Consider the following 23,008-nt stretch of genomic DNA (forward strand, 5'->3'; position numbering starts at 1 on the left):
ACTCCTTTTAATTCATCGAATTTGCGATCCTCAACAGCTCTTTTTTGACCTGCTTTTCACTGTATTCATTGGCAAACATGTGCCGGAGATCGTATTCTTCCTCATCTGCCAGCCAAAATAGTTCGGCGTAATTTCCAAAGTAAGCGAAATAGGCTTCTGTCCCGTCTTCAAGCTCGAGGGTATCTTCGTATTTTTTATTTTTAATGAGTTCACTCACCAGATTTTTATGGTTAAAAATTTTAAGGGCGATGAATCCCTTCTCGGTTTTCTGATCTTTTCTTGTGTACTCCGTTTCAAGCTGCAGCTTCTTTTTCTTTCCCCAATCCGTAATGACGATTTTCGGTTTCTCGTACTTATACGGAATGAACTCTGGCAGATGTGCTTTAAAAGGAATAACATCTTCCGTTTTTTCAATAGAAACCGGCTTGTACGACCGTGGGTAATGCCCTTTCGAATGCATGTCCAGCTTCAGCTCACCATCAACCAGCATGGACCCCTGGCAAGACGTCAAAACAGTCAAAAGCAATCCAGCAGCAAGAACACCGGCTCTCCTCATGAACTCCACCCCCGATTCTGTTACTCAAATCATACCATTATTTCACAGTCAGCCGGACAAGCTTCGGACGCAAGTTTCGACGTTTTTTGTATACAACAAAAGTTAATTATCAAGGTGGAAAAGTCTGAATAACGAGAAAGGATCAATTAATCAAGAGTTTGGCTCAATTATATTTAATTAGGCTCAATTAATCTCCGTTCCGCTCAATTATCTTCAAATGCATTCAATTCCACACCCCAGTACACAAAAAAACTGCCGGACACAACGTCCGACAGCCTTTCAATTAACGATTCTTCAATTCTTCTGCGATCAATTTGTTAACCAATGGCGGATTTGCCTTTCCTTTGGTCTCTTTCATGACCTGGCCGACTAAGAAGCCGATGGCCTTGTCTTTTCCGTTCTTAAAGTCCTCGATGGACTGCGGATTGCGGTCAAGGACAGCCACAACAAACTCACGGATGGCGCCTTCATCGGAAATCTGCACGAGGCCTTTTTCCTTAACAATCGTTTGGGGATCGCCGCCGTTCTCGATCATCTCTTTAAAGACTTTCTTCGCGATCTTAGATGAGATCGTGCCGTCTTCAATGAGCTTGATCATTTTAGCGAGGTTGCCCGGTGTTAATGGTGTTTCGCCGATTTCTTTGGACTCTGTGTTCAAGAAGGCACTCACTTCGCCCATGAGCCAGTTGGAAAGCAATTTCGGATCCGCTTTCTCCCTCATTCCTTCTTCAAAGAAATCAGCCATTTTGATTGATGCTGTCAGAACGCCTGCGTCATAAGCAGGAAGACCGAACTCTGATACATAGCGCGCTTTACGAGCATCCGGAAGCTCAGGAATCTCAGCGCGGACACGCTCGATCCATTCTTCAGAAACACTCAGACTCACAAGATCCGGATCTGGGAAGTAACGATAATCATCCGATCCTTCCTTTACACGCATGAGGATTGTTTTATTGGATTTTTCATCAAAACGGCGGGTCTCCTGAAGGATTTCGCCGCCACCCAGAATTTCTTCCTCCTGGCGCTTCTCTTCATACTCGAGCCCTTTTTGCACGAAGGCGAAGGAGTTCAGGTTCTTAAGCTCGGTTTTCGTACCGAATTCCTTTTGCCCCACAGGACGGATCGAGATGTTGGCGTCACAGCGCAATGATCCCTCTTCCATCTTACAGTCGGAAACGCCCGTGTATTGGATGATCGCTTTCAGCTTTTCCAAATACGCATATGCTTCTTCCGGTGTACGGATATCCGGCTCGGATACGATCTCCATCAGCGGCGTGCCCTGGCGGTTCAAGTCCACAAGAGACGATCCGTCAGCAGCATGCGTTAGTTTCCCTGCATCCTCTTCCAAGTGAAGACGTGTGATACCAATTTTTTTCTTTTCGCCGTTCACTTCGATCTCAATCCAGCCGTGCTCGCCGATCGGCTTATCAAGCTGGGAAATCTGATATGCTTTCGGATTGTCCGGATAAAAATAGTTTTTCCGGTCAAAATGCTGCTCCCGGTTAATTTGGCAGTTCAATGCCATCGCCGCACGCATTGAAAAATCGACCGCCTGTTTATTCAGGACCGGCAGAACGCCTGGATGTCCAAGACAGACCGGGCATGTATGGCTGTTGGACGGTGCTCCGAAATCGGTGGAGCAGCCGCAGAATATTTTAGAGTTGGTTTTAAGTTCAACGTGGACTTCTAATCCAATGACTGTTTCAAATTTGCTCATCCCTGCACCTCCTACAATTGCGGTTTCGCTTTATGGTGTTCCGTCGCCTGTTCAAAGACTGAAGCTACGCGGTAAATCGTGCTTTCGTCAAAGTGTTTTCCGATGATCTGCAATCCGACCGGCAATCCGTTTGAGAATCCGCACGGCACAGAAATGGCTGGCACACCCGCAAGGTTTACAGGAATGGTTAAAATATCGTTGGCATACATCGTTAACGGATCGTTCGTTTTCTCTCCGATTTTAAACGCAGTCGTCGGAGTCGTTGGCCCGATGATGACATCAAAGTTATTAAACACTTGTTCAAAATCATTTTTGATCAGCGTACGGACTTTTTGCGCTTTTTTATAGTAAGCATCATAGTATCCCGAGCTGAGGGCGAATGTTCCGAGCATGATCCGGCGCTTCACTTCGTCCCCAAAGCCTTCGCTTCTGGAGTTTTTATAAAGCTCCAAGAGGTTCTCGGTGTTATCCGAACGCACCCCGTATCGTACGCCGTCAAAACGGGACAAGTTGGCGGATGCTTCTGATGAAGACAGAAGATAGTAGGTTGCAAGCGCGTATTTGGAATGCGGAAGCGATACTTCCTCCCACGCAGCACCTTGTCCTTCTAATACTTTTAGCGCATCAAGCACTTTTTCTTTTACTGCTGGATCAACGCCTTCTGCCAGGTATTCTTTTGGAACGGCAATACGAAGTCCTTTAACGTCTCCAGTGATGGCTGACAGGTAGTCCGGTACATCGACGTTCGCTGACGTGGAGTCCATGTGATCGTGTCCGGCAATCGCCTGTAAAAGGTATGCGTTATCTTCCACCGTACGCGTGATCGGTCCGATTTGGTCAAGGGAAGATGCAAACGCAATTAGGCCGAAGCGGGAAACAAGTCCGTATGTCGGCTTCAATCCTACAACGCCGCAATATGCCGCTGGCTGGCGGATCGATCCGCCGGTATCGGAACCGAGGGAAAATAATACTTCGCTCGCTGCAACAGCTGCTGCTGATCCTCCACTGGAACCGCCTGGCACGTAGTCTGTGTTCCACGGGTTCTTCGTCACATGGTAGCCGGAGTTTTCGTTGGAAGATCCCATCGCAAACTCATCCATGTTCAGCTTGCCAATCGTGATAGCGCCTGCCTCATAAAGACGGCTGGCCACGGTTGCATCATAGATTGGATTAAAGTTGGAAAGGATTTTGCTTCCGCTTGTAGTACGGAGTCCTTTTGTAGAGATATTGTCTTTCAAGGCAATTGGAAGGCCTGCAAGGATTCGTTCTCCTGGAGAACCAGCGAGAACATCATCCAGCTCCTTCGCCTGTATGCGGGCGTGCTCTTCATTCAGCGTAAGGAACGCTTTTACCTTGTCCTCCACTTGGCCGATTCGGGCATATGAAGCATCAACAAGATCCGTCACGCTTACTTCTCTTTTATGTAACAGGTTGTGCAGTTCTGATACTTTCTTCTCTAATAATGACATGTGCTGCCTCCTACTCTAAAACGTCTTCGGTACTTTAAACTGTCCATCCCTTTGATCAGGGGCGTTCTTCAACGCTTCTTCTCGCGTTACCGATTCTTTCACAGTATCTTCGCGCAGCACGTTTTTCAGCTCAAGCACGTGGGTTGTTGGTTCAATGTTTTCTGTATCCAGTTCATTCAGTTCTTCGGCAAAACCGATAATTGCATCCAGCTGCTCCGTAAACATGTCCACTTCTTCTTCGCTGACGGAAAGACGGGCCAGATGGGCAACGTGTTTTACCTGGTCTTTTGAAATTCGAGACAAGCTTGCCACCTCCAAAACAGTACGTTCACAATATATAGATGATAACAAAAATCGCGGTTACTAAGCAACCGGTGCCGCAATCGGTGCCAGGCACCACGTTTTGACATATATGTAAGAGGGGTGCCTGGCACCTTAAAATTACGCCTCTTCCCAACATAAGCATTATTACATACTAGCGTCTGGAGCGGGTCAGGACGGAGTGCTGCTGTTAACACAGGATATTGAAAGATGGGGTTCGACACAATGAAGAAACGTTCTTTAGAAAATAATTATTTATACACAGTAAGATTTAATGAGAAAACTTCAAATCAATACTCCATTGAGACATAAAATTTAAAGAGTAGGAAAAGGTAAAAGAAAATCTATTTATTCTTATGATTTCAAAATGCTGAAGTAATTTCTATAAAGAGGCCTTTTTTTATATGGTGCCTGGCACCGCGATTACACACTTGTGTAATGGAGGTGCCAGGCACCGTTTTAGGCACCATTTTAATCCTTCCGGAAGCTGGTGTCTTTTGTGGGATGCGTAAATGGGGCTCCTTTGGGTTTAACATTCTTCTCGATGAGATCACGGTTTTCTGCCGTGTTCCAGCCGATGTCGTTTGTCGGATGAACCCACTGATCGCCTGCCATGATTTCCGGATCCGTATCTTCGCTCCAGTTATTGAGCGGTGAGTTTTCGGAATTGTATTTGCTGTCACCGATGACTACACCGTAATCATTCACAAAGGGAGGCTGCATTTTCATTCCTGTTCCTTTGAATGACGGCGAACTCGCTTGGTGAGGCATTGTTTCTTCAATATAAGGCTTTTCCAGGTTGTTTTCTTCTTTATTGTTTTTATGATCAGCCACGTTATTTTTCTCCTTCATACTTAGGATATAGTCATAATTTTTCCTTAAGCCACTATTCTATGTAGTAAGGCACCAAAATCGGGTGCAGAAAATTTTTTTGATAAATACTTTACAAAAGTAAGCATATATTATATTATACTTACATAAAGTAAGTTATTAAATCTCAACAAGGAGTTGTTCTTATATGTTAAGTTTAGGATTATTAATCATTCGTCTCGTGATCGGGTTATCGTTCGCGGCACATGGTACACAAAAATTGTTTGGCTGGTTCGGAGGCCACGGTCTGAAAGGAACAGGCGGCTGGCTAGAATCCATCGGTATTAAGCCAGGCTACACGATGGCACTGTTTGCAGGGCTCGCTGAGTTTGGCGGCGGTCTATTGTTCGCAGCAGGATTGGTCACTTGGCTCGGTGCAGCTGCCATTATCGTGACTATGCTCATGGCCATCGTAAAAGTGCACGGACCAAACGGCTTCTGGGCAACATCAGGCGGCTATGAGTACAACTTGATCCTCATCGCAGCAGCTTTAGGTGTAGCTCTTACTGGAGCAGGCGCTTACTCTTTAGACGCACTTTGGTTCTAATTTATGAAAAAAAACTGGCGGAAATTGCTTCCGCCAGTTTTTTTATGGTTTAAAGTTACTTGTTGTTTTCAAGGAGCTCAATCGTGTGATACAGAAGCCCGGTTCCACCTATGTTTCCATGGCCTGGAACAACAGTCCTCGCCTGAGAATATCGGTCAATCACGTTTTGCACGGACACTGGCCACGCTTGAACATCCGCATCCTCTAAATTCCCAAGATCTTTTGCTTCCTGCGACTTGATCAGGCAGCCACCTACCAGGAGCTTGTACTGCGGAAAATAAACCGTAATGTTGTCTTCGGTATGTCCCTTCCCTGGATAGTAGGCTTCCACCTTCACGTTCCCAAACCTCAAATGAGTCAGCACCGGATTCAGCAAACGATCTGGAGCTTCATAGCCATTTTCAACACCAAGCTTTGCTGTTTGAGGAGTCGTATACACATGAATCCCCCGCTCCTTCAGCGTTTTAATGCCTCCTATGCGGTCTTGATGGGAATGAGTGATGATCGCGTTTTTCACAGGTTTTTTAAAATGCTGAGAAATTATATCCATCAGTTCTCCGGTAAGGGGATCGTCCCAAGAAGAATCAACAAGCAGAAGGCCTTTGGAAGTTTCCATCAACAGTCCATTCGAAGGAACCGGCACACCGTTAAATTCGCCGATCGTCGTATGTACCCAAACGTGCGGCTGGATTTCGGTAAGAGTGATTGTTCCTGATTCGTTTGAATATGTTTTTAGAACATGAGCAGCTTGGGTATATGGCTTCTGAGCTTGAGCGTTCACGATTAATGGTGCAGTGATTACACCTAATCCAAAAATTCCGGTGAGAGCAGCATTTAATACGATTCTTTTTTTCATGACCATCCTACCTTCCTAAATTTTAATTTTCCTGCTATGTTATTGATGGTATTCCTTATCTTTCCTCCATTCAATGGAGCAGGAATGACAAAGCCCTAACAAAAGCAAGAATATTCAAATAATTAGAAGGTGAACCTATGGACGTTTTGGAGAAATTCCACTTATTGATTGAGCGTGGACAGCCTTATGAAAATGAATTTGTGCATTTAAAAAGAAAGATTTCCATCGGAAGGTTCGGCTCCGAACCTGCCCCCGGCATCGCATTTCATATCCCGCTCGTATCCAGGCAGCATTGTGTGATCGATTGTGAAAAACCTTCACCCATGCTGATTGATCTTGGCAGCAAACATGGCACCTGGCTAAATGGCATGCGCCTTCTTCCACAAAAGGAATATGGTTTGAGCAGCGGTGACCAGATCACCCTCGTCAATGGCATGATCTCCATGAAATACATAACCGTAAACGATCAGGAGACCATGGACTGGGATCCCCTAAAACCATTTCGTCTGCCAACTGAAGATTTCATTGACATTCATGAGCTTTTGCAAAAAGTACGGGTGCATCAAAAAGATATTCACTTTTCACATAAGGAGTTCCAGTGTTTTAAACTGCTGTATTCTTCCCTCGGACAGTTTGTTTCGAAAGAAGAAATTAAGCGGCATGCCTGGAGTGAAAGAGATCTTCTGGACGGCAGGGTTCCCGATGTTGGCTCTGATGAGTTAAACTCCCTGATCTACCGTGTTCGCAAAAAACTCTCTCCTTATATGCACATTGAATCTGTTTTACGCAAAGGATTCGTAATGGCAGTGACTAAAGAAATATAGTAAAAACCCCTTCAAGCCAAAGCCGAAAGGGGTTTTTTGTTTATTAAAGCAACTCTGAAGTTGTTTTCGCTTGCATGTGAAGAAGAAGGTAGTCTGGGCCACCAGCTTTGGAGTCCGTACCAGACATGTTGAATCCGCCAAACGGCTGGTATCCAACGATCGCACCTGTACATCCGCGGTTGAAGTAAAGGTTACCCACGTGGAATTCTTCTTTCGCGCGCTCGATGTGCTCACGGTTATTGGAAACTAGAGCTCCAGTCAAACCGTAATCTGTGTTGTTTGCAATTTCCATCATGTGATCGAAGTCGCGAGCTTTACAGAACGCCACAACCGGTCCGAAGATTTCTTCTTGCATAAGACGTGCTTTTTCTTCCACGTCTGCTACGATTGTCGGTTGGATGAAATAACCTTTAGAGTCGTCGCCTTCTCCTCCAGCTGCGATTTTCCCTTCCGTTCTTCCAATTTCGATGTAGCTCATGATCTTGTTGTATGCCGCTTGGTCGATAACAGGACCCATGTAGTTTCCTAGATCTTCAGGATTTCCTACACGAAGAGATTTTGTTAACTCCACTGCTTTTTCAAGAACTTCATCATACACATCCTGGTGAATGACCGCACGGGATCCTGCAGAACATTTTTGTCCAGAGAAACCGAATGCAGAGTAAACAATCGCAGAAGCAGCCATATCTGTATCTACGTTGTTGTCGATAACCATTGTGTCTTTTCCGCCCATTTCAGCGATAACACGCTTCAGCCAGATTTGGCCAGGGTGCACTTTTGCTGCGCGTTCGTAGATACGGCAGCCGACTTCACGGGAACCAGTGAAGGATACGAAACGTGTTTTCGGGTGGTCTACCAGGTAGTCGCCCACTTCTGCTCCGCTTCCTGGGATGAAGTTCAATACGCCTGCGGGAAGACCAGCCTGTTCCATCACTTCAGCAAACTTAGCTGCAACAACCGGTGTGTTGTTTGCTGGTTTAAGAAGAACTGTGTTACCGGAAACGATTGCAGCTACAGTTGTTCCTGCCATGATCGCAAGCGGGAAGTTAAATGGAGAAATCACGATACCTACTCCCAAAGGGATGTAGTTGAATTGGTTGATTTCACCTTCTCGGCTTTTTACCGGTACTCCGTTTTTCATAAGTTCCATTTGACGAGCATAGAACTCTAGGAAGTCGATTGCTTCAGCTGTATCAGCATCTGCTTCTTTCCATGGTTTACCGCCTTCTTTTACAAGGTAAGCAGAGAATTCATGCTTGCGGCGGCGTAGAATAGCAGAAGCTCTGTAAAGGATATTTGCACGAGCTTCAGGCGCCCATTTTTTCCAAGTTTCGAACGTAGAAACCGCAACTTGCATTGCTTTTTCTGCTAGATCTTTATTTGCTTTAGAAACCGTTCCAATGACTTCTTCTTTATTGGCCGGATTAATAGAAACGATTTTTTCATCAGTGGTGATGCGTTCTCCGCCAATGACCAGAGGATACTCTTTGCCTAGCTGTGAATTAACAAGGTCTAAAGCTTCCTCAAAAGCTTTCTTGTTTTCTTTAACTGAAAAATCCGTAAATGGTTCGTGTTTATACTCTCGAATCATTTTGTCCCCTCCTATGCCCTTAAGCGTTTTCATTTGTTCAACATGTCTATTCTACCCTAAACTCGTCCCACAGTTCAAACAATGACAAATAGTCAGAATAATAAGAAATAAACAATAAACCCTTTTATTTCAAGGGATTTCATAACTATGCACATAAAACAAGACAGACCCTTGTATGTTCATGGGTCTGTCTTTGGCACTATCTATAAATATGCACGAACGGATCGCTGCTTCCGTCATCCCGGACGATGAGCGCTTCCGGTTTATTGACGGCAGATTGGATGTTGATTGTAACCGGCACGCTTGGAAGCTCCTTCATCACCGACGAGGTAACATACTGTGTGAACGAGATGACTTCAGCTTTGCCTTGGAACTGCATCGGGATATCGATGTCCAGACGGTTCAGGTTGCCGTCCCGGTATTGAGCTTTTCCGATTACTCCTACATAGTTCGGGAAGTAGTCCTGAATTTTGGTCTTGAAGTTATTAAATTTCTCAGCATCATCCCTTTTTGCTGCGGTCGCATCTTTTGAAGGGAATAAATAATAACGGTCGTCAATCTTATCCCAGCTTCCGAGCTGCGAACTGCCCGCTCCGGCTGATGCCGATGCAAAAAAGTGCCCTGGTGTGACCGATTCTTTTTCCGCTTCCTGATAGAGAGCGATGGTGATCGGAACATTTTTCAGTGCATGGTTTTGGCGAAGACGCTGGATGACCTGCTGCCCCATTTTTCTTGCTTCACGGGAAACATCACTTGAGTCAAGCTTCTTGGAGCCGTTATAAATCAAGCCAGCCTTGTCTGTCGCCTTGTAATAGTACGTAGAGTTAAACGATAAACCGACAACGACACCGCCGAGTTTAACTTTATCATTTCCGCTCTGTACAAGGTAATTCTGCTCAAGTACATACGATAAGTATTTCGGATGTTTATCTTCTGCTGCCATTACTTGCTTGTAAGGAGCATCCTTCTTTACCCCCAAAGCAGGGTTAAGACCTTTTTGGGCCATGTCTGTTTTGTTATCCTTCTCAGTCTTCTCGTCCGCACGCTTCAGCCAGTTATTGACGGTCGTGGAGGACAGGTATTGGCCCTCCTGGTAGTAATACTTGTCCGTGCTGAAATTATCCTGAGCAATCCGCATGAGGCCGAGTTCAAACTCGTTGATATCCAAGCGGTTATCTACACCGTACTTGATTAAGCCGCGGGCACCGCCTGGCTCAAACGGTACAATGCTTCGGTAATATTTTTCCCCGGTTTTGATCTCCCCGGTAATGATGGCTTTTTCTTCGGTTTTCCCTTGTTTCTTTACAACTTCCTCTTCCTTCTGCAGCTTGTCTCTGTTCATACAGCCGCTCAGGATCAAAAGGGAGCTTAACAGGATCAGGCTGATCCGCTTTATCATGGTAACACTCCTCATAAAACTTGATGGAACAGAGCTATTCTTTATTTTTCAAGCTCCTCGATAAATCGCTGTTCAGACCATACTTCCACTCCGAGGGACTGTGCTTTGTCCAGTTTGGATCCCGCATCCTCCCCTGCGATCAGCAGGTCGGTATTCTTGCTCACGCTTCCGGTCACCTTACCGCCAAGCGTTTCCAGTTTTTCTTTCGCTTCGTTCCTGTTCAGCACCGAAAGTTTACCCGTCAGCACAATGGTTTTTCCTGCAAAATAGGAATCCACATCTTCTGCCCGGACGACACGCGGCCCTTTGTATTCCATGTTCACACCGGATTCTTTCAGGTCAGTGATGAGCTCTGCCACTTCCGGCTTATCGAAATACAGCTCAACCGAATCGGCCATTTTCTCACCGACTTCATCGATGGCGATCAGTTCTTCTTTCGCAGCAGAACTTAGCCGGTCCATTGTTTCAAATACCTGGGCGATCGTTTTTGCAGCCTTCGCACCGACATGTCTGATCCCGAGGCCGAACAATAGACGTTCCAGAGAATTCTCTTTCGATTTTTCTATAGCGTCCAGCAGGTTGTCAACCGACTTTTCACCCATTCTCTCCAGTTTCAGCAGCTCTTCCTTCTTTAGTTTAAAAAGGTCTGCCACATCCTGTATGAGGTTTTCCCGGAATAGCTGAGCGATGACTTTTTCTCCAAGGCCGTCAATGTTCATGGCATTTCTGGAAACAAAGTGGATGAGCCCTTCACGGATCTGGGCAGGGCATTGCGGATTCAGACAGCGCAAAGCTACTTCTCCATCCAGCCGGTCCAGTTCACTTTCGCATTCCGGGCAGTGTGTCGGCATATGGAAGTCTTCTTCCTCGCCAGTTCGCCGGTCAACGATCACGTTCACCACTTCGGGGATGATGTCTCCCGCTTTTTTCACGATCACGTAATCGCCGATCTTAATGTCCTTTTCCCGGATCAAGTCTTCATTATGTAATGAAGCACGTTTAACCGTCGTTCCGGCAACTACTACCGGAGACAAGAGGGCAGTAGGCGTTACAACACCCGTTCTGCCCACATTGAGTTCAATTCCTTCAAGGCGTGTGACGACCTCTTCTGCCGGGAACTTATACGCGATGGCCCACCGCGGGCTCTTCGCTGTAAAACCAAGCTCTTCCTGCTGATAAAGGGAATCCACTTTTATGACGATGCCGTCAATCTCGTAGTCTAGATCCGGTCGGCGTTCCCCCCAGCCTCTGACAAAATCTACGACTTCATCGATATTATTGCAATGCTTCCATTCCGGGTTCGTTTTAAAACCGAGGTCCTTCAGGAAGTTCAGGCTTTCGCTGTGCGAATCGACTGAATGCCCGGAAAGCTGTCCAATTCCATACACGAATATGGAAAGGTTTCGCTTGCCGGCGATGTTCGGATCGAGCTGGCGCAGGGAACCGGCCGCCGCATTCCGCGGATTCGCAAAAAGCTCCTGGCCTTCTTCCTGGCGAGCTTCATTCAGCTTTTGAAATGAACGCTTCGGCATGTATGCCTCACCGCGCACTTCAAGAGAAACGTTCTTATCCTTGATGCGAAGGGGAATCGTACGAATCGTCTTTAAATTGTTCGTGATGTCTTCACCGGTCGTTCCGTCACCGCGGGTAGCCCCAAGAACAAAGCGGCCTTCTTCATAAGTTAATGACACAGCAAGACCATCAATTTTTAATTCTGCCACGTACGAAACATTGTCACCGACTCCGTTTCGTACCCGGCGGTCAAAATCACGCAGATCTTCCTCGTTAAACGCATTGCCAAGGCTGAGCATTGGAACCTTGTGCTGCACTTTTCTGAAATAGTCGAGGACTTGTCCTCCCACCCTCACTGTCGGAGAATGCTCATCCCGCAGCTCCGGATGGTTGTTTTCAAGCTCGATCAGCTCCTGGAGCCGTTTGTCATACTCTGAATCGGGAACTGTAGGCTTATCGAGAACATAATATTCATAGCTGTATTTTTCAAGGAGTTCACGCAATTCATGTACCCTTTTACTCGCATGCTCTTCGTTCAAACTTTCCAACTCCTTTATCGATCTTAACTGTACAGCTTTTTAATGGAATAAGGGGCTGTCCTGAAAGTCGAAAATTGACCTTCAGCAGCTCCTTTTTGTCTTGAAAATCTTCAATGAAAAGTTGATTGAAGTGGAAGGTGCGAGACTCCTCGAAAATGAACTTCACATTTTCTTCGTGCGATAAAACGCTGCCGGAGTCTTCCTTGTCCTGCGGGACTAGCGTGACAGGTGAGACTCCTGCAGGCGCTAGCGCCAAAAAGTAGGCGTTCACGCCGGTAAGGCTCACCGCACGCCCCGCGAAAGTAGGCGTTTACGCCGGTAAAAGTGAGCATCCTGGAACGGAATCAACAGCTTACAGACTTCTTGGACAGCCCCTTTAAACGCACGTTTAAAAACTACATTTTTTCAATCGGAGCAAACTTCGCAAGCAGCCGTTTCAGTCCTACCGGCTGCGGGAACGCAATGTCCAATTCCAGTGAGTCGCCTTCACCCTTCATGCTGACGACCACGCCTGTCTCCCATTTGCGGTGTTTTACTTTGTCCCCGACTTTCCAATCCGGCTTTTCGCCTCCATTAGTCGTATAAACAGGAGATGTTTTCTTAGCAGCAGCCGGCTGCTTCATGAAGGAAGGAGCAGCATTGGAACGTGACGATCTTCCCCAGCTCGGAGTTTCTTTTTCCTTTTGAACGGATTCAAGCAACTCCTCTGGAATCTCGCCGATAAACCGGGATACCGGGTTCATGTTCGTACGTCCGAACAATGTTCTCATCCGAGCGTTCGTTAAATAAAGCTCCTGTTCTGCACGTGTAATTCCAACGTAAGCCAGTCGTCGTTCTTCTTCCATTTCGCTTTCTTCAAAGAGAGCACGGCTGTGCGGGAATACACCCTCCTCCAAACCAATCAGGAAGACAACCGGGAACTCCAGGCCTTTAGCGGAGTGCAAGGTCATCAGAACAACCGATTCTTTCGGCTTATCGCCTTCATCCTCATCCAGGCGGTCAATGTCTGCTACAAGGGCCAAGTCGGTTAAGAATGCCACAAGGCTCTTATCTTCCTGCTGTTTTTCAAAGTCTTGCGTTACAGAAAGGAACTCGTCAATGTTCTCCAGACGGCTTTCCGATTCAAGCGACTTATCTGCCTTCAGCATGTCGCGGTAACCCGTCTTATCAATCACTTCTTCCACAAGCTCGGTCACCGAAAGGAACTCCTGCATTCGGGTCCAGTTCGTGATCAGCTCGGAAAAATCGCGCAATACGCCTGTAATACGGGATGTTAATCCGATCTGCTCCACTTCCTGAAGCGCTTGGTACATGGAAAGATCATTATCCGCTCCATATTGGAGAATCTTATCGACAGTCGAAGCACCGATTCCGCGCTTCGGTACATTAATGATCCGCATCATGCTGATGTCATCATCCGGGTTCGCAATGAGGCGAAGATAGGCAAGAATGTCCTTGATCTCTTTGCGGTCGTAGAACTTGGTGCCGCCGACGATGTTATACGGGATGTTCGACTTCATCAAAACTTCCTCGATCACACGGGACTGGGCATTCGTACGATACAGGATGGCGATCTCTGAGCATTTGCGGCTTCCGCCGGTGGTCATCTCACGGATCTTTCCTGCTACATAATGGCCCTCATCGTGCTCACTGTCGCCTTGGTAATAAATAATATTCTGTCCTTCGTTTTTGTCTGTCCACAGGTTTTTCGCCTTGCGGTTGAAGTTGTTCTCGATCACCTTGTTGGCTGCGTCCAGAATGGTTTTCGTAGAACGGTAGTTTTGCTCAAGCAAAATCACCTTTGCGTCATTGTAATCTTTTTCAAAAGAAAGGATGTTTGCGATGTCCGCTCCGCGCCAGCCGTAGATCGACTGATCCGAATCACCGACAACACAAAGGTTGCGGAAACGGTCAGCAAGCATTTGTACGAGCATATACTGCGCACGGTTCGTATCCTGATACTCATCCACGTGAATGTATTGGAACTTGCGCTGATAGAACTCCAGCACTTCCGGCACACGCTTGAAGAGATGGATGGTTGTCATAATTAAATCATCAAAATCGAGCGCAGAGTTCTTTTTCAAACGTTTTTCATACTCTTGGTATACCTCATGGACGACACTGTCATACGGCCCGTTCATCGTTTTCGCAAAATCAGCACTCGTTTTTAGTTCATTTTTCAATGACGAAATAGAGCCCAAGATGCTCCGCGGTTCAAATTTTTTCGAATCCATGTTCTTGTCTTTTAAGATATTTTTGATTACCGAGAGCTGATCCGTAGAATCGAGGATCGAGAAGTTGCGGCTGATGCCGATCCGGTCGATATCACGCCGCAAAATTCTTACGCACATGGAGTGGAATGTGGAAATCCAGATGTCTTCCGCTACAGGTCCAGTAATGCTGGCTACCCTTTCCTTCATCTCGCGTGCTGCTTTGTTCGTAAACGTGATCGCGAGAATGTTCCATGGCGCGACTTCTTTCTCCATCAATAAATAAGCGATGCGGTGGGTCAGCACCCTCGTCTTACCGCTTCCCGCTCCCGCCATAATTAAAAGCGGTCCCTGTGTATGTTTAACGGCTGCTCTCTGTTCAGGATTGAGTCCTGTCAGCAGCTTTTCAATCAATTGGTGCATACTCATTTATCCGTCACCTGCCCAAACGTTTGTTCTTATTTCTATTGTAAATGAATTGCTGTCTTACTTCAATTATCCTTTTACAGCTTTTACTGTCTCAAGTGCACTCTTCAAATCGTCGTAAATAATGTTGCCGATGATGACCGTGTCAGCGAAGACTGCCATCTCTCTCGCCTGTTCTGCATTTGAAATACCGCCGCCATAATAAAACTTCGTACGGTCCAGCACTTTCCTAACTTCCTTCACAACCTCAATGTCGCCATACGTTCCGCTGTATTCAAGATAAAACACGGGAAGCCTGAACATTTTTTCCGCCATGCGCGCATATGCTACAACATCTTCTAATGAAAGACTGGCATTCGCGCTGGAGTATTCTGCGGCTTTGCAATCCGGATTCACGATGCAATAGCCTTCCGTCACAATCTCCTCCCAGTTCATGAGATCGCCGTATTCCTTCACCGCCTCATGCTGCAAGCCGACAATAAAGCTGGCGTCCCTGCTGTTAAGAACAGTCGGAATATAGTAAAAATCAAAGCCGGGAGTCAATGATTCAATGTTGGAAACCTCCAGGACACAGGGAACCGCAAACTTGCGGATCCGCGACATCAAATCAAGAGTATTATCAAGTGTTACTCCGTCACTCCCGCCAACGATGACCGCATCCGTGCCTGACTCGCAGACGGCCTCCAAATCGGCATCCGATATTTCCTTATTGGGATCCAGCTTAAAAATATGCTTCCAAACCCGATAATCAAAATTCATAAGATCCTCCCAGTAAATGCTGAAACGCCTGTTTAAAAACGGCCGAGCTGGGATGAAAATTGTAACTTTTTTCATCCTCTTTGGGCGTTGAAGCTGGATAATTCAATCTATACTTTCTAAACCGGGATCATCCCGGCCGGTTATTCTCTTTATACCTTTTGCCATTATATCAAAAATTATAGGGCTACTCATCTTTGACACTGTGAAACAACGCTTACATTACGATTAATTTTTGGTAACCTTACAAAAAGCGATGAACAGGAGAATGTGTATGTTTTTTTTACAAGTTGATGAGGAAATTTCCTTGAAGATGCTCGAAAAAAGAGATGCCCAACTCCTCTTCCAGCTGACCGATTATTCAAGAGACCACCTGAGGAATTGGCTTGGCTGGGTCGATTATTCTCGTACCTTAAAAGATACAAAAACATTCATTAAACTGGCGCAGCAGAAGTATGCCGACTATACGGACCTCGTCACCCTCATCTGGTACCGGGGCATTCCGGCCGGCTCTCTGGCACTGTATGACATCAAGTGGAATAACTTTTCGGCGAACATTGGATATTGGCTGGGCAAGGACTTTGAAGGCCAGGGCATCATGACCCGGTCGTGCGAAGCGATGGTGGACTATGCGTTTGGAACGCTCGGCCTGAACCGGCTGGAACTGAAGGCCGCACTGGACAATAAAAGAAGCCGCTCTGTTGCAGAACGGCTTGGATTTCATCAAGAAGGAGAACTCCGCCAGGCGGAATGGCTTTACGACCACTTTGTAGATGTTGCGGTCTATGGCATGCTGGCGAGGGATCGGTTTCAAAAATAACTCAGATTTTTGGTTCCGTTTGAATCGGGCTGTCCGAACCCTCAGGCCCTTTGTTCTTCTCATGATAGTTATAGATTTTTAAAGATATAAATACAAAGCCTGCTGTGATCAGGCCTCCAAAAATCCAGCCTGAAATCTTCATTGAGAATAAAATAAAATCATACTTCTTCGCGCCGTATTCCATCAGGAGATACGATTTCAATCCGGCCTGGAACAAACTGCGGAATGCAAACAGTCCGGTAAGCCAAACAAAATACTTATAAAATTCAGGCTGACGGTACAGAGACTGCGTCTTGTCCCTCGGTTCACCCTGGAGATAAGCAATATCCACCGCAAAGTGCATGCCAAGCGGCTGTTTGATCAGAATGGTCGTGAATATCAGCAGCGCCATAAAAATACCGAAGAACACCTGGTTCCAAAGCATTCGGCCGGCCCCCCCTGACAGGAGGTCGATCGTTGTTCCGGCAAACAGGGAGAACAGAATAAACATCCCTGTAACATTGAATTGCTTTTCTTTCACAAACCGGTATATGGTATAGATGAAACCTGGAGCGGAAGACAGCAGGATGGCGTAATAATCGCCCAAAATGTCTCTTCCCTGGTTCCAGATCAGATAAGGCAGTATTAAATAAAACAGCAAATCAAAAACTACGATGCTTTTCTTCAAGTTCTTCACTTCCCGTTATGGAATGTTTCGTTACTCTTGCTGGATTGTGCAAAATGCTCGATACTCTTGTCCATAGTGTTCGGCCGACTCTGATTCTTTTGACCTTACTCCTTATTGAAGAGATGATTTTATGATTAGACAAGCCACCTTAGAGGACATATCCGCCTTGGCTTCCCTGTCGTTACAGCTCGGTTACACAGGTGATACTACTGAAATCATAACACGGTTGGAAAAAATTATCATCCAGAAAAATGCTGCTCTTTTTGTACAAGAAGTGAACGGTACGATTGCCGGCTGGGTTCATGTCTATGGAAAAACATTGCTGCAAATGGAATATTGCGAGATCGGCGGTTTGGTAGTCGATGAGTCACAACGCCGGTTAGGTGTGGGAAAAGAATTAATGAAAAGATGTGAAACGTGGGCGCTGGAAAACGGCTATGATCAAATCCGGCTCCGTTCGGGCGCTGAACGAAAAGAAGCGCACCGATTTTACGAAAACATCGGCTACGAATGTGTGAAAAAGCAAGAAGTGTTTACTCGTAAGCTTTAAATGTGGAGGCCGCCAAGTGATCTGATTCCAGGTGGCCTTTTTGTCGGCCTCAAAGGGATTGTCTGGGGTCGTTACTTGCAGTTCGGCATGTTTTACTTGCGGAAATAGTGAGTTTACTTGCTTGCGATAATGGACCACTTACTTGCAAAACACATCATTTTCATAAAATCGTCACGCCGTATAACTCCACAAAACAGAAAACCTGCACCGCCCAAAGGCGTTACAGGTTTTACTTCGTTTCTTCTTTATTTCCGTGTACCCGATCGAGTGCCATTTGATAGGCATCGTTTCCGAAGTTCAGGCATCGCTTCACACGGGAAATCGTCGCTGTGCTGGCGCCGGTTTCTGATTCAATTTTATGGTAGGTCTTTCCTTCACGAAGCATGCGGGCTACTTCAAGGCGCTGTGCCAGTGACTGGATCTCGTTCATCGTGCACAGATCATCGAAGAACATATAGCATTCTTCCAGATCTTTTAGTGAAAGGACGGCTTCAAACAGCTGATCAAGCGCCTTCCCTCTTAATTTATCAATTTGCATGTACTTGCACTCCTTCTGCTCTATTCAATAGAAACGCTCTTACTGATTCCTGGCTGCGACGGGATGATGTTGATCCAGGTTTTTCCCGGAACGAAACCTGTGCCAGACGGGATGATTCTGCCGTCTTTGTTTTCCCAGCTAACTTCCCTGGCTTTTCCGCGCTGAAGCAAAATGGCTTTGCCTCCGGATGTAAGGTCAATTTCTCTTCGTCCGTAACTATCAATGATTTTATGGCTTGCTTCCACAATCAGCACGTTATCGAGTTCGATCGGTGTTTTGGTTTCGCGGTCAGTGGTCGGCTTCTCGTTGCTGAAGCGGGCATACCGTTTCGTTGATGAGTCGTAGGTATAGCCGACAGTCTCACCGTGATTGTATGTTATCAGAACTTTATCGGCTTTGTCACCAGTAAGCGCTTTGACCTCCGATGGTTTTAAGAAAGGAAGAGGCTTTATTTTATCTTTATTGTCATAGCCTTTCTTCTTTAAACCTTTCATGATGTCTTTGTACTTAATATACGAGTTATGAGGCGCCTGCCGGAACGATGCCCGGTGAAAAAGCGTGCCGTCATAATACAGGCCGTTCAGCGAATCCACCTTGCTGTTGCTGCCTGAAAGGATTTTCTTCGCTTCCGGACTCCAGCCATGATGAACGTAAAAAGCATGAAAACCCTGGCTCAGCTCGATAAAGTAATCGCGTGCGCTGCGGACAGGCCCGACCACCTCTGGCTTCTCGCTCTGAAATACGGCAAGAAAGCGTGTAATATCCCCTTCCGCCAAAACTTCGTAAACGAGATCCGCCTTATGAAGCCCGGACTGCGGACGAGCCTTCCAGTGATTGTTGATCATTACGGCAAACACCCTTGCATCGGTGTCCTTGTTCGTTTTGATTCCTGTCAGCGAATCCGTGTTTTTCAGCTCTGTCTTCTTTTCTTTCTTTTCAGGAGCTTTCGTATGTTCCGCAGGCTTTTTGTTACTTGCCGTTTCTTCCTTCTGGCAGCCTGCACCGCCAAGGATCAATAGAGCCGCACAAAAGCTAAGCAGCCATTTTTTCATCAGGCACCCCTGCCCCCTGGCCCCCCGGCCGAATTCTTTCCAGACGCTTTACTTCTTTAGTTTAACGCATAATTGAAGGAAAGAGTATGACTTTCTTCTTCACATCGTAGATTCCTAGCTGTGTAATGCGGATATATGGCAAATGAGTTGAAGAAAAGAAAAGCAGACTGTAAATCGGATCTTCGAAGTGATATCCTCTTTTTCGCAGTTCTGACGTTAATTCCTTTTCTTCCTGTATGAGTTCTTCGACTGATGAAGAAGACATTCCTCCTCCAAGCGGCAGCTTGACCTCGCTGATGATTTCTCCGTCCTCTACCAGCACGATGCCGCCTTTCATCTCTTTTACACGGTTAAACGCCGCGAGCATATCCCGCTTGCTTTTTCCGATTAAAAGCAGATCGCCCGTGCTCGAATAGGAGCTCGCAAACCCGGAAACTCCTTTGGCAAAGCCTTTGACCAGGGTGTTTACCCGCCACTTGCCTTTTTTGTCGACGAGCATGAAGAAGCATTCATCGTGTTCCATATTCAATTTTTCCTCAGTAGGATTGAGCTGAATCTGATACGGCTTCGTAATGACGGAGTTCACCATCTCAATGCCTGCCAGTGAACTGAACTGAAAGTCTTTCCGCGACAGCTCCCAGTTCAATTCGAGCGGCCCCATTCCATAATCGCTCCAAGGAAACGGTGCACCAGCTTCCATAACCTTACCGTCACGCTTGATCCATTGCCCTTTGGCGAGCACAGACTCCGGATTCGGGTGCTGCACACTATCCAGGATATTGAGATGTGCTACTCTTCCCGGTGCGACCATTCCGAGTATATGCTCTTTGCCGTAATATCTTGCTATGTTATAAGAAGCCATTTTATAAGCATCGATCGGATCAATTCCTTCTTCAAGCGCGATAGAAATCATTTTATCCGTGACGCCTTCTTCATAAAATGCCGGTGTTGATCCGTCCGTTGTAAAGATGACACGGTCAAAATGAGCCGCTCCAATCTCTTTCATCTCTTTTAAAATCTGTGAAAGATCGGGACGAATGGATGAATAGCGGAGAGAGGTGGTAAGTCCGAGGTTCAGCCTCATCATCGCTTCCTCTCCGGTCATCGCCTCATGATCGCAATCCACACCGAGCAGCGCCATCTGCGTCAAGGTTTTTTCAGAGGCACCAGGCAGATGCCCTTCGATCCGCTTTCCGGCCTTGCGTGTTTCCCGCATGAGATGAAGAATATGATCATCTCCCTGAAGGACTTTCGGCCAGCTTGTCAGCTCTCCACCCTGTATGACATAAGGAGATGCCAGCATTTTTTTAATGTTGCTCAATGAGAACAAAGAGTCTTCATTCAAGAGCTCTGACTGGGAATCATAACGGCACCACCAATAGTACGTAAAAGGCAGCCGGTTCAGGTCTTCCATAATAGTAAGCGCTTTCGTAACTGGCAATGATAAAAAAAGCATAAGATTATCGCACATAAATGTCGTTGTGCCCCTTGCCGATGCATAACGGCCCAGAGTCTGGGGATTATATAGTTGAAATGGATGGGCATGCGGCTCAATGTAACCAGGGACGACATATTTACCGTCAATATCCAAAATCTCTGTCCCGTTCGTATGGCTGGGCATTTTATCCCCAACATAAACTATGCGGTTATCGTAAATCCATATGTTAGCTTTTGTCCAGCAGTGCCGGGCAGCATTTAAGTAGGTTGCATTCTGCAGTACGATCGACGGCGCTAATTCGCCCAGGATCACTGCTTGATGGCGGCGAAGGTCCGCCTTCGACCAAAACAAGAACTGGTTAGACATAGGTTTCACCTTTTTCTCTGTAAATTACATTTTCTCAAGGATACCATACAATTTTGGTTCGTGGGTGCCTTTACGCAAAACACAAAAAATCATCACAAAAAGGAGCATTCCCTTTATGAAACAGAACATTGGCATTTTAAACTCCATGATTCGAATCGTGTGCGGATTGACCATGCTGGCGATGCTGACCGCCAAGTACACACGCAGGCCTTACCGCGGATCTTACGTCTTCATGATGATCCTCGCCTCCATGAAAGTGGCAGAAGGCATCCTGCGATACTGCCCTGTTACGGATATGATAAAACAAGGATCTGAGCTCAAAGACATGGATTTAGACGATATCTCCAAAGAAGGCTCAGCGATTAATCCGAGCTGATTAAGAAGAAGGCTCTTTTCTAAAAAATTGTTGCTTTGGGAATATTTTTGTGAAAAACCTTCATTAATCAGTTGATTGGAGTGCAAGGTGCGAGACTGAGGCTAGGATTAACGGGACAGGTGAGACACGCGGAAAGCGAGCATCCTGGAACGGAAATCAGCCACTCTCAAGAGCAACAAAGGTTATGAAAACAGCCAAGAAGAAAAAAACTCCCCTGCAACGGGGAGTTTTCTATAAGGAGGCTTATAGCAATGAAAGAATATTTAATGGATACCATTTTTATCTATGCGATGCTCATCGGCGGCATTATTGCGATTTTGTTCGCTTTCGTTAAAAAGCGGCGCGTGAAATAGCCTTTGACCCAATGTCCGTACGGTAAAATGACGCGTCACACTGTATCTTTGCCATCTCCTCATACACCGCTTCCTGCGCTTTAGAGAGGTCTGCCCCTTTAACCGCAGCCAGAAGAATTCGCCCGCCGTCCGTAACAAGCCCCTCTTCTGCTTGCTTTGTTCCAGCGTGGAAAAGCAGTGTATCTTCATTCAGCTTGTTCAGTCCTGTGATCTTGATTCCCTTTTTATATGCTTCTGGATAACCGCCGGAAGCAAGAACCACACCAAGTACAGCCTCGTCTGACCAAGACAGTTCAATCTCTTTCTTATCTAAAATAGCCAGCAGGATTTCCGCAAAATCACCTTGAAGCCTTGGCAGGACAACCTGTGTTTCCGGGTCACCGAAACGTGCGTTGAACTCGATAACCTTTGGGCCTTGAGCGGTCAGCATGAGGCCGGCATACAGAATTCCCGTAAACGGTCTGCCTTCCTTCATCATCGACTGCGCCGCTGGATTCAGGACTGTTTCCAGTGCCTCATCCACGACAGGCTGCGGAATCTGCGGAACAGGTGAGTATGCACCCATTCCTCCTGTATTCGGCCCTTTATCCCCGGTGTAGGCACGTTTATGATCCTGTGCGATGACCATCGGGTAGACCTTTTCTTCATTAACAAAAGCCATGAATGAAAACTCTTCGCCTTCCAGGTACTCTTCCATCACAACCGAAGCACTTGCTTCTCCAAACCGCGCGTTGTTCAGCATGTCATCAAGGCCCTGTTCCGCTTCTTCAAGCGTCATGGCGACGATGACACCTTTTCCTGCTGCCAGCCCATCTGCCTTCAAAACGATCGGAGCTCCCTGCTCATGAAGATAGTCCTTTGCTTCACGGAAAGAAGTAAAGGTTTTAGACGCCGCTGTAGGTATGCCATGCTTGTCCATCAGGTCTTTCGCAAACGATTTGCTTCCCTCAATCAATGCTGCTTCCTTAGACGGTCCGAATATGGTGAGGCCTTCATTTTTAAAATCATTCACAATCCCGTTTAACAAGGGGACTTCAGCTCCGACAAAGGTAAGAGCGATTTGATTTTCTTTTGCGAACGCGATTAGCCCCTCGTGGTCGGTTTCCTCGATGTTGACACACTCTGCCATTTCAGCCATGCCAGGATTACCAGGCGCGGCAAACACTTTCGTTACACTCGGGCTGTTCGCAAACCGCCACACGATGGCATGCTCGCGGCCGCCTTTTCCTATCACCAGAACATTCATGCTGAATCC

23 protein-coding genes are annotated in these 23,008 nt (G+C 46.5%); 6 read left to right on the plus strand and 17 right to left on the minus strand.

What is annotated here, in order from left to right; all coding sequences use genetic code 11:
* Positions 1 to 7: 7 nt before the first annotated feature.
* From OKX00_RS21555 to OKX00_RS21575, 5 genes are all read right to left on the minus strand, one after another.
* A complete protein-coding gene (locus OKX00_RS21555) occupies positions 8 to 556 on the minus strand; it encodes a hypothetical protein (RefSeq protein WP_265408803.1) in 549 nt (182 codons plus the stop codon).
* A gap of 283 nt (positions 557 to 839) precedes the next feature.
* On the minus strand, positions 840 to 2,273 hold the full coding sequence (gene gatB / locus OKX00_RS21560) for an Asp-tRNA(Asn)/Glu-tRNA(Gln) amidotransferase subunit GatB (RefSeq protein WP_265408804.1): 1,434 nt from the start codon (positions 2,271 to 2,273) through the stop codon (positions 840 to 842).
* An 11-nt stretch (positions 2,274 to 2,284) separates the two neighbouring features.
* Positions 2,285 to 3,742: an Asp-tRNA(Asn)/Glu-tRNA(Gln) amidotransferase subunit GatA gene (gene gatA / locus OKX00_RS21565; RefSeq protein ID WP_265408805.1), complete on the minus strand. Its 1,458-nt coding sequence runs from the start codon at positions 3,740 to 3,742 to the stop codon at positions 2,285 to 2,287.
* 15 nt (positions 3,743 to 3,757) lie between these two features.
* The gene (gatC, locus tag OKX00_RS21570) at positions 3,758 to 4,045 is read right to left on the minus strand and encodes an Asp-tRNA(Asn)/Glu-tRNA(Gln) amidotransferase subunit GatC (RefSeq protein ID WP_062239158.1); all 288 of its coding nucleotides are present in this window, start codon (positions 4,043 to 4,045) and stop codon (positions 3,758 to 3,760) included.
* 489 nt (positions 4,046 to 4,534) lie between these two features.
* The gene (locus tag OKX00_RS21575) at positions 4,535 to 4,834 is read right to left on the minus strand and encodes a DUF3905 domain-containing protein (RefSeq protein ID WP_091008618.1); all 300 of its coding nucleotides are present in this window, start codon (positions 4,832 to 4,834) and stop codon (positions 4,535 to 4,537) included.
* Between the two features lie 247 nt (positions 4,835 to 5,081).
* Here OKX00_RS21575 and OKX00_RS21580 point away from each other — a divergent pair, with 247 nt between their 5' ends.
* Entirely contained in the window at positions 5,082 to 5,480 is a 399-nt protein-coding gene (locus OKX00_RS21580) for a DoxX family protein (RefSeq protein ID WP_248251221.1), read from the plus strand.
* Between the two features lie 55 nt (positions 5,481 to 5,535).
* On the opposite strand, the gene bla is transcribed toward OKX00_RS21580, so the two are convergent.
* Positions 5,536 to 6,336, minus strand: a complete 801-nt coding sequence (gene bla, locus OKX00_RS21585) for a subclass B1 metallo-beta-lactamase (RefSeq protein ID WP_265408807.1) — start codon at positions 6,334 to 6,336, stop codon at positions 5,536 to 5,538.
* Positions 6,337 to 6,473: 137 nt separating this feature from the next.
* Here bla and OKX00_RS21590 point away from each other — a divergent pair, with 137 nt between their 5' ends.
* Complete coding sequence (locus tag OKX00_RS21590) at positions 6,474 to 7,160, plus strand: FHA domain-containing protein (RefSeq protein WP_265408808.1); 687 nt, start codon at positions 6,474 to 6,476, stop codon at positions 7,158 to 7,160.
* 43 nt (positions 7,161 to 7,203) lie between these two features.
* Here OKX00_RS21590 and pruA read toward each other — a convergent pair whose 3' ends face one another.
* The 6 genes from pruA to OKX00_RS21620 all read right to left on the minus strand — a co-directional run bounded on the left by pruA (position 7,204) and on the right by OKX00_RS21620 (position 15,596).
* Positions 7,204 to 8,751: an L-glutamate gamma-semialdehyde dehydrogenase gene (gene pruA / locus OKX00_RS21595; protein WP_053355989.1), complete on the minus strand. Its 1,548-nt coding sequence runs from the start codon at positions 8,749 to 8,751 to the stop codon at positions 7,204 to 7,206.
* A 199-nt stretch (positions 8,752 to 8,950) separates the two neighbouring features.
* The gene (locus OKX00_RS21600) at positions 8,951 to 10,150 is read right to left on the minus strand and encodes a CamS family sex pheromone protein (RefSeq protein ID WP_265408809.1); all 1,200 of its coding nucleotides are present in this window, start codon (positions 10,148 to 10,150) and stop codon (positions 8,951 to 8,953) included.
* A gap of 41 nt (positions 10,151 to 10,191) precedes the next feature.
* Entirely contained in the window at positions 10,192 to 12,201 is a 2,010-nt protein-coding gene (gene ligA, locus OKX00_RS21605; RefSeq protein ID WP_265408810.1) for an NAD-dependent DNA ligase LigA, read from the minus strand.
* On the minus strand, positions 12,179 to 12,487 hold the full coding sequence (locus OKX00_RS21610) for a hypothetical protein (RefSeq protein ID WP_265408811.1): 309 nt from the start codon (positions 12,485 to 12,487) through the stop codon (positions 12,179 to 12,181). The genes ligA and OKX00_RS21610 overlap by 23 nt, the downstream gene beginning before the upstream one ends.
* A gap of 109 nt (positions 12,488 to 12,596) precedes the next feature.
* On the minus strand, positions 12,597 to 14,834 hold the full coding sequence (gene pcrA, locus OKX00_RS21615) for a DNA helicase PcrA (RefSeq protein WP_265410611.1): 2,238 nt from the start codon (positions 14,832 to 14,834) through the stop codon (positions 12,597 to 12,599).
* Between the two features lie 72 nt (positions 14,835 to 14,906).
* Positions 14,907 to 15,596, minus strand: a complete 690-nt coding sequence (locus tag OKX00_RS21620; RefSeq protein ID WP_053358396.1) for a heptaprenylglyceryl phosphate synthase — start codon at positions 15,594 to 15,596, stop codon at positions 14,907 to 14,909.
* 271 nt (positions 15,597 to 15,867) lie between these two features.
* Here OKX00_RS21620 and OKX00_RS21625 point away from each other — a divergent pair, with 271 nt between their 5' ends.
* A complete protein-coding gene (locus OKX00_RS21625; RefSeq protein WP_265408812.1) occupies positions 15,868 to 16,413 on the plus strand; it encodes a GNAT family N-acetyltransferase in 546 nt (181 codons plus the stop codon).
* Position 16,414: 1 nt separating this feature from the next.
* Here the strand turns inward: OKX00_RS21625 and OKX00_RS21630 are convergent, their stop codons facing one another.
* Entirely contained in the window at positions 16,415 to 17,089 is a 675-nt protein-coding gene (locus OKX00_RS21630) for a VC0807 family protein (protein WP_082316060.1), read from the minus strand.
* A gap of 121 nt (positions 17,090 to 17,210) precedes the next feature.
* Between OKX00_RS21630 and OKX00_RS21635 the strand changes: the two genes are divergently transcribed.
* On the plus strand, positions 17,211 to 17,630 hold the full coding sequence (locus tag OKX00_RS21635) for a GNAT family N-acetyltransferase (RefSeq protein WP_265408813.1): 420 nt from the start codon (positions 17,211 to 17,213) through the stop codon (positions 17,628 to 17,630).
* Between the two features lie 229 nt (positions 17,631 to 17,859).
* Here OKX00_RS21635 and OKX00_RS21640 read toward each other — a convergent pair whose 3' ends face one another.
* Genes OKX00_RS21640 through OKX00_RS21650 form a run of 3 tightly spaced genes read right to left on the minus strand, consistent with a single transcriptional unit; the run spans position 17,860 to position 21,024 of the window.
* On the minus strand, positions 17,860 to 18,168 hold the full coding sequence (locus OKX00_RS21640; RefSeq protein WP_053355996.1) for a YerC/YecD family TrpR-related protein: 309 nt from the start codon (positions 18,166 to 18,168) through the stop codon (positions 17,860 to 17,862).
* Between the two features lie 20 nt (positions 18,169 to 18,188).
* A complete protein-coding gene (locus OKX00_RS21645) occupies positions 18,189 to 19,223 on the minus strand; it encodes a DUF3048 domain-containing protein (RefSeq protein ID WP_416054358.1) in 1,035 nt (344 codons plus the stop codon).
* 58 nt (positions 19,224 to 19,281) lie between these two features.
* Positions 19,282 to 21,024 carry an adenine deaminase C-terminal domain-containing protein gene (locus tag OKX00_RS21650; protein ID WP_265408815.1) on the minus strand — a complete coding sequence of 581 codons (1,743 nt, stop codon included), beginning with the start codon at positions 21,022 to 21,024 and terminating at the stop codon, positions 19,282 to 19,284.
* Between the two features lie 115 nt (positions 21,025 to 21,139).
* Here OKX00_RS21650 and OKX00_RS21655 point away from each other — a divergent pair, with 115 nt between their 5' ends.
* Together OKX00_RS21655 and OKX00_RS23440 are read left to right on the plus strand one after the other, a co-directional pair.
* The gene (locus tag OKX00_RS21655; RefSeq protein WP_091008113.1) at positions 21,140 to 21,400 is read left to right on the plus strand and encodes a YgaP family membrane protein; all 261 of its coding nucleotides are present in this window, start codon (positions 21,140 to 21,142) and stop codon (positions 21,398 to 21,400) included.
* A 251-nt stretch (positions 21,401 to 21,651) separates the two neighbouring features.
* Positions 21,652 to 21,753 carry an EYxxD motif small membrane protein gene (locus OKX00_RS23440; protein ID WP_416054274.1) on the plus strand — a complete coding sequence of 34 codons (102 nt, stop codon included), beginning with the start codon at positions 21,652 to 21,654 and terminating at the stop codon, positions 21,751 to 21,753.
* Here OKX00_RS23440 and purD read toward each other — a convergent pair.
* Positions 21,731 to 22,999, minus strand: a complete 1,269-nt coding sequence (gene purD, locus OKX00_RS21660; protein WP_265408816.1) for a phosphoribosylamine--glycine ligase — start codon at positions 22,997 to 22,999, stop codon at positions 21,731 to 21,733. The genes OKX00_RS23440 and purD overlap by 23 nt on opposite strands.
* Positions 23,000 to 23,008: the final 9 nt, after the last annotated feature.

The sequence above is a fragment of the Fictibacillus sp. KU28468 genome (assembly GCF_026153615.1).
Lineage (GTDB): Bacteria > Bacillota > Bacilli > Bacillales > Fictibacillaceae > Fictibacillus_C > Fictibacillus_C marinisediminis.

Excerpts from the sequence above, each read along its gene's own strand:
- OKX00_RS23440 (WP_416054274.1), top strand. The coding sequence starts at position 21,652 with ATGAAAGAATATTTAATGGATACCATTTTTATCTATGCGATGCTCATC.
- OKX00_RS21555 (WP_265408803.1), bottom strand. The coding sequence starts at position 556 with ATGAGGAGAGCCGGTGTTCTTGCTGCTGGATTGCTTTTGACTGTTTTG.
- gatB (WP_265408804.1), bottom strand. The coding sequence starts at position 2,273 with ATGAGCAAATTTGAAACAGTCATTGGATTAGAAGTCCACGTTGAACTT.
- pcrA (WP_265410611.1), bottom strand. The coding sequence starts at position 14,834 with ATGCACCAATTGATTGAAAAGCTGCTGACAGGACTCAATCCTGAACAG.
- OKX00_RS21580 (WP_248251221.1), top strand. The coding sequence starts at position 5,082 with ATGTTAAGTTTAGGATTATTAATCATTCGTCTCGTGATCGGGTTATCG.
- OKX00_RS21575 (WP_091008618.1), bottom strand. The coding sequence starts at position 4,834 with ATGCCTCACCAAGCGAGTTCGCCGTCATTCAAAGGAACAGGAATGAAA.
- OKX00_RS21625 (WP_265408812.1), top strand. The coding sequence starts at position 15,868 with ATGTTTTTTTTACAAGTTGATGAGGAAATTTCCTTGAAGATGCTCGAA.
- OKX00_RS21650 (WP_265408815.1), bottom strand. The coding sequence starts at position 21,024 with ATGTCTAACCAGTTCTTGTTTTGGTCGAAGGCGGACCTTCGCCGCCAT.
- gatA (WP_265408805.1), bottom strand. The coding sequence starts at position 3,742 with ATGTCATTATTAGAGAAGAAAGTATCAGAACTGCACAACCTGTTACAT.
- pruA (WP_053355989.1), bottom strand. The coding sequence starts at position 8,751 with ATGATTCGAGAGTATAAACACGAACCATTTACGGATTTTTCAGTTAAA.
- OKX00_RS21600 (WP_265408809.1), bottom strand. The coding sequence starts at position 10,150 with ATGATAAAGCGGATCAGCCTGATCCTGTTAAGCTCCCTTTTGATCCTG.
- OKX00_RS21640 (WP_053355996.1), bottom strand. The coding sequence starts at position 18,168 with ATGCAAATTGATAAATTAAGAGGGAAGGCGCTTGATCAGCTGTTTGAA.
- purD (WP_265408816.1), bottom strand. The coding sequence starts at position 22,999 with ATGAATGTTCTGGTGATAGGAAAAGGCGGCCGCGAGCATGCCATCGTG.
- OKX00_RS21655 (WP_091008113.1), top strand. The coding sequence starts at position 21,140 with ATGAAACAGAACATTGGCATTTTAAACTCCATGATTCGAATCGTGTGC.
- OKX00_RS21590 (WP_265408808.1), top strand. The coding sequence starts at position 6,474 with ATGGACGTTTTGGAGAAATTCCACTTATTGATTGAGCGTGGACAGCCT.
- OKX00_RS21620 (WP_053358396.1), bottom strand. The coding sequence starts at position 15,596 with ATGAATTTTGATTATCGGGTTTGGAAGCATATTTTTAAGCTGGATCCC.
- OKX00_RS21635 (WP_265408813.1), top strand. The coding sequence starts at position 17,211 with ATGATTAGACAAGCCACCTTAGAGGACATATCCGCCTTGGCTTCCCTG.
- bla (WP_265408807.1), bottom strand. The coding sequence starts at position 6,336 with ATGAAAAAAAGAATCGTATTAAATGCTGCTCTCACCGGAATTTTTGGA.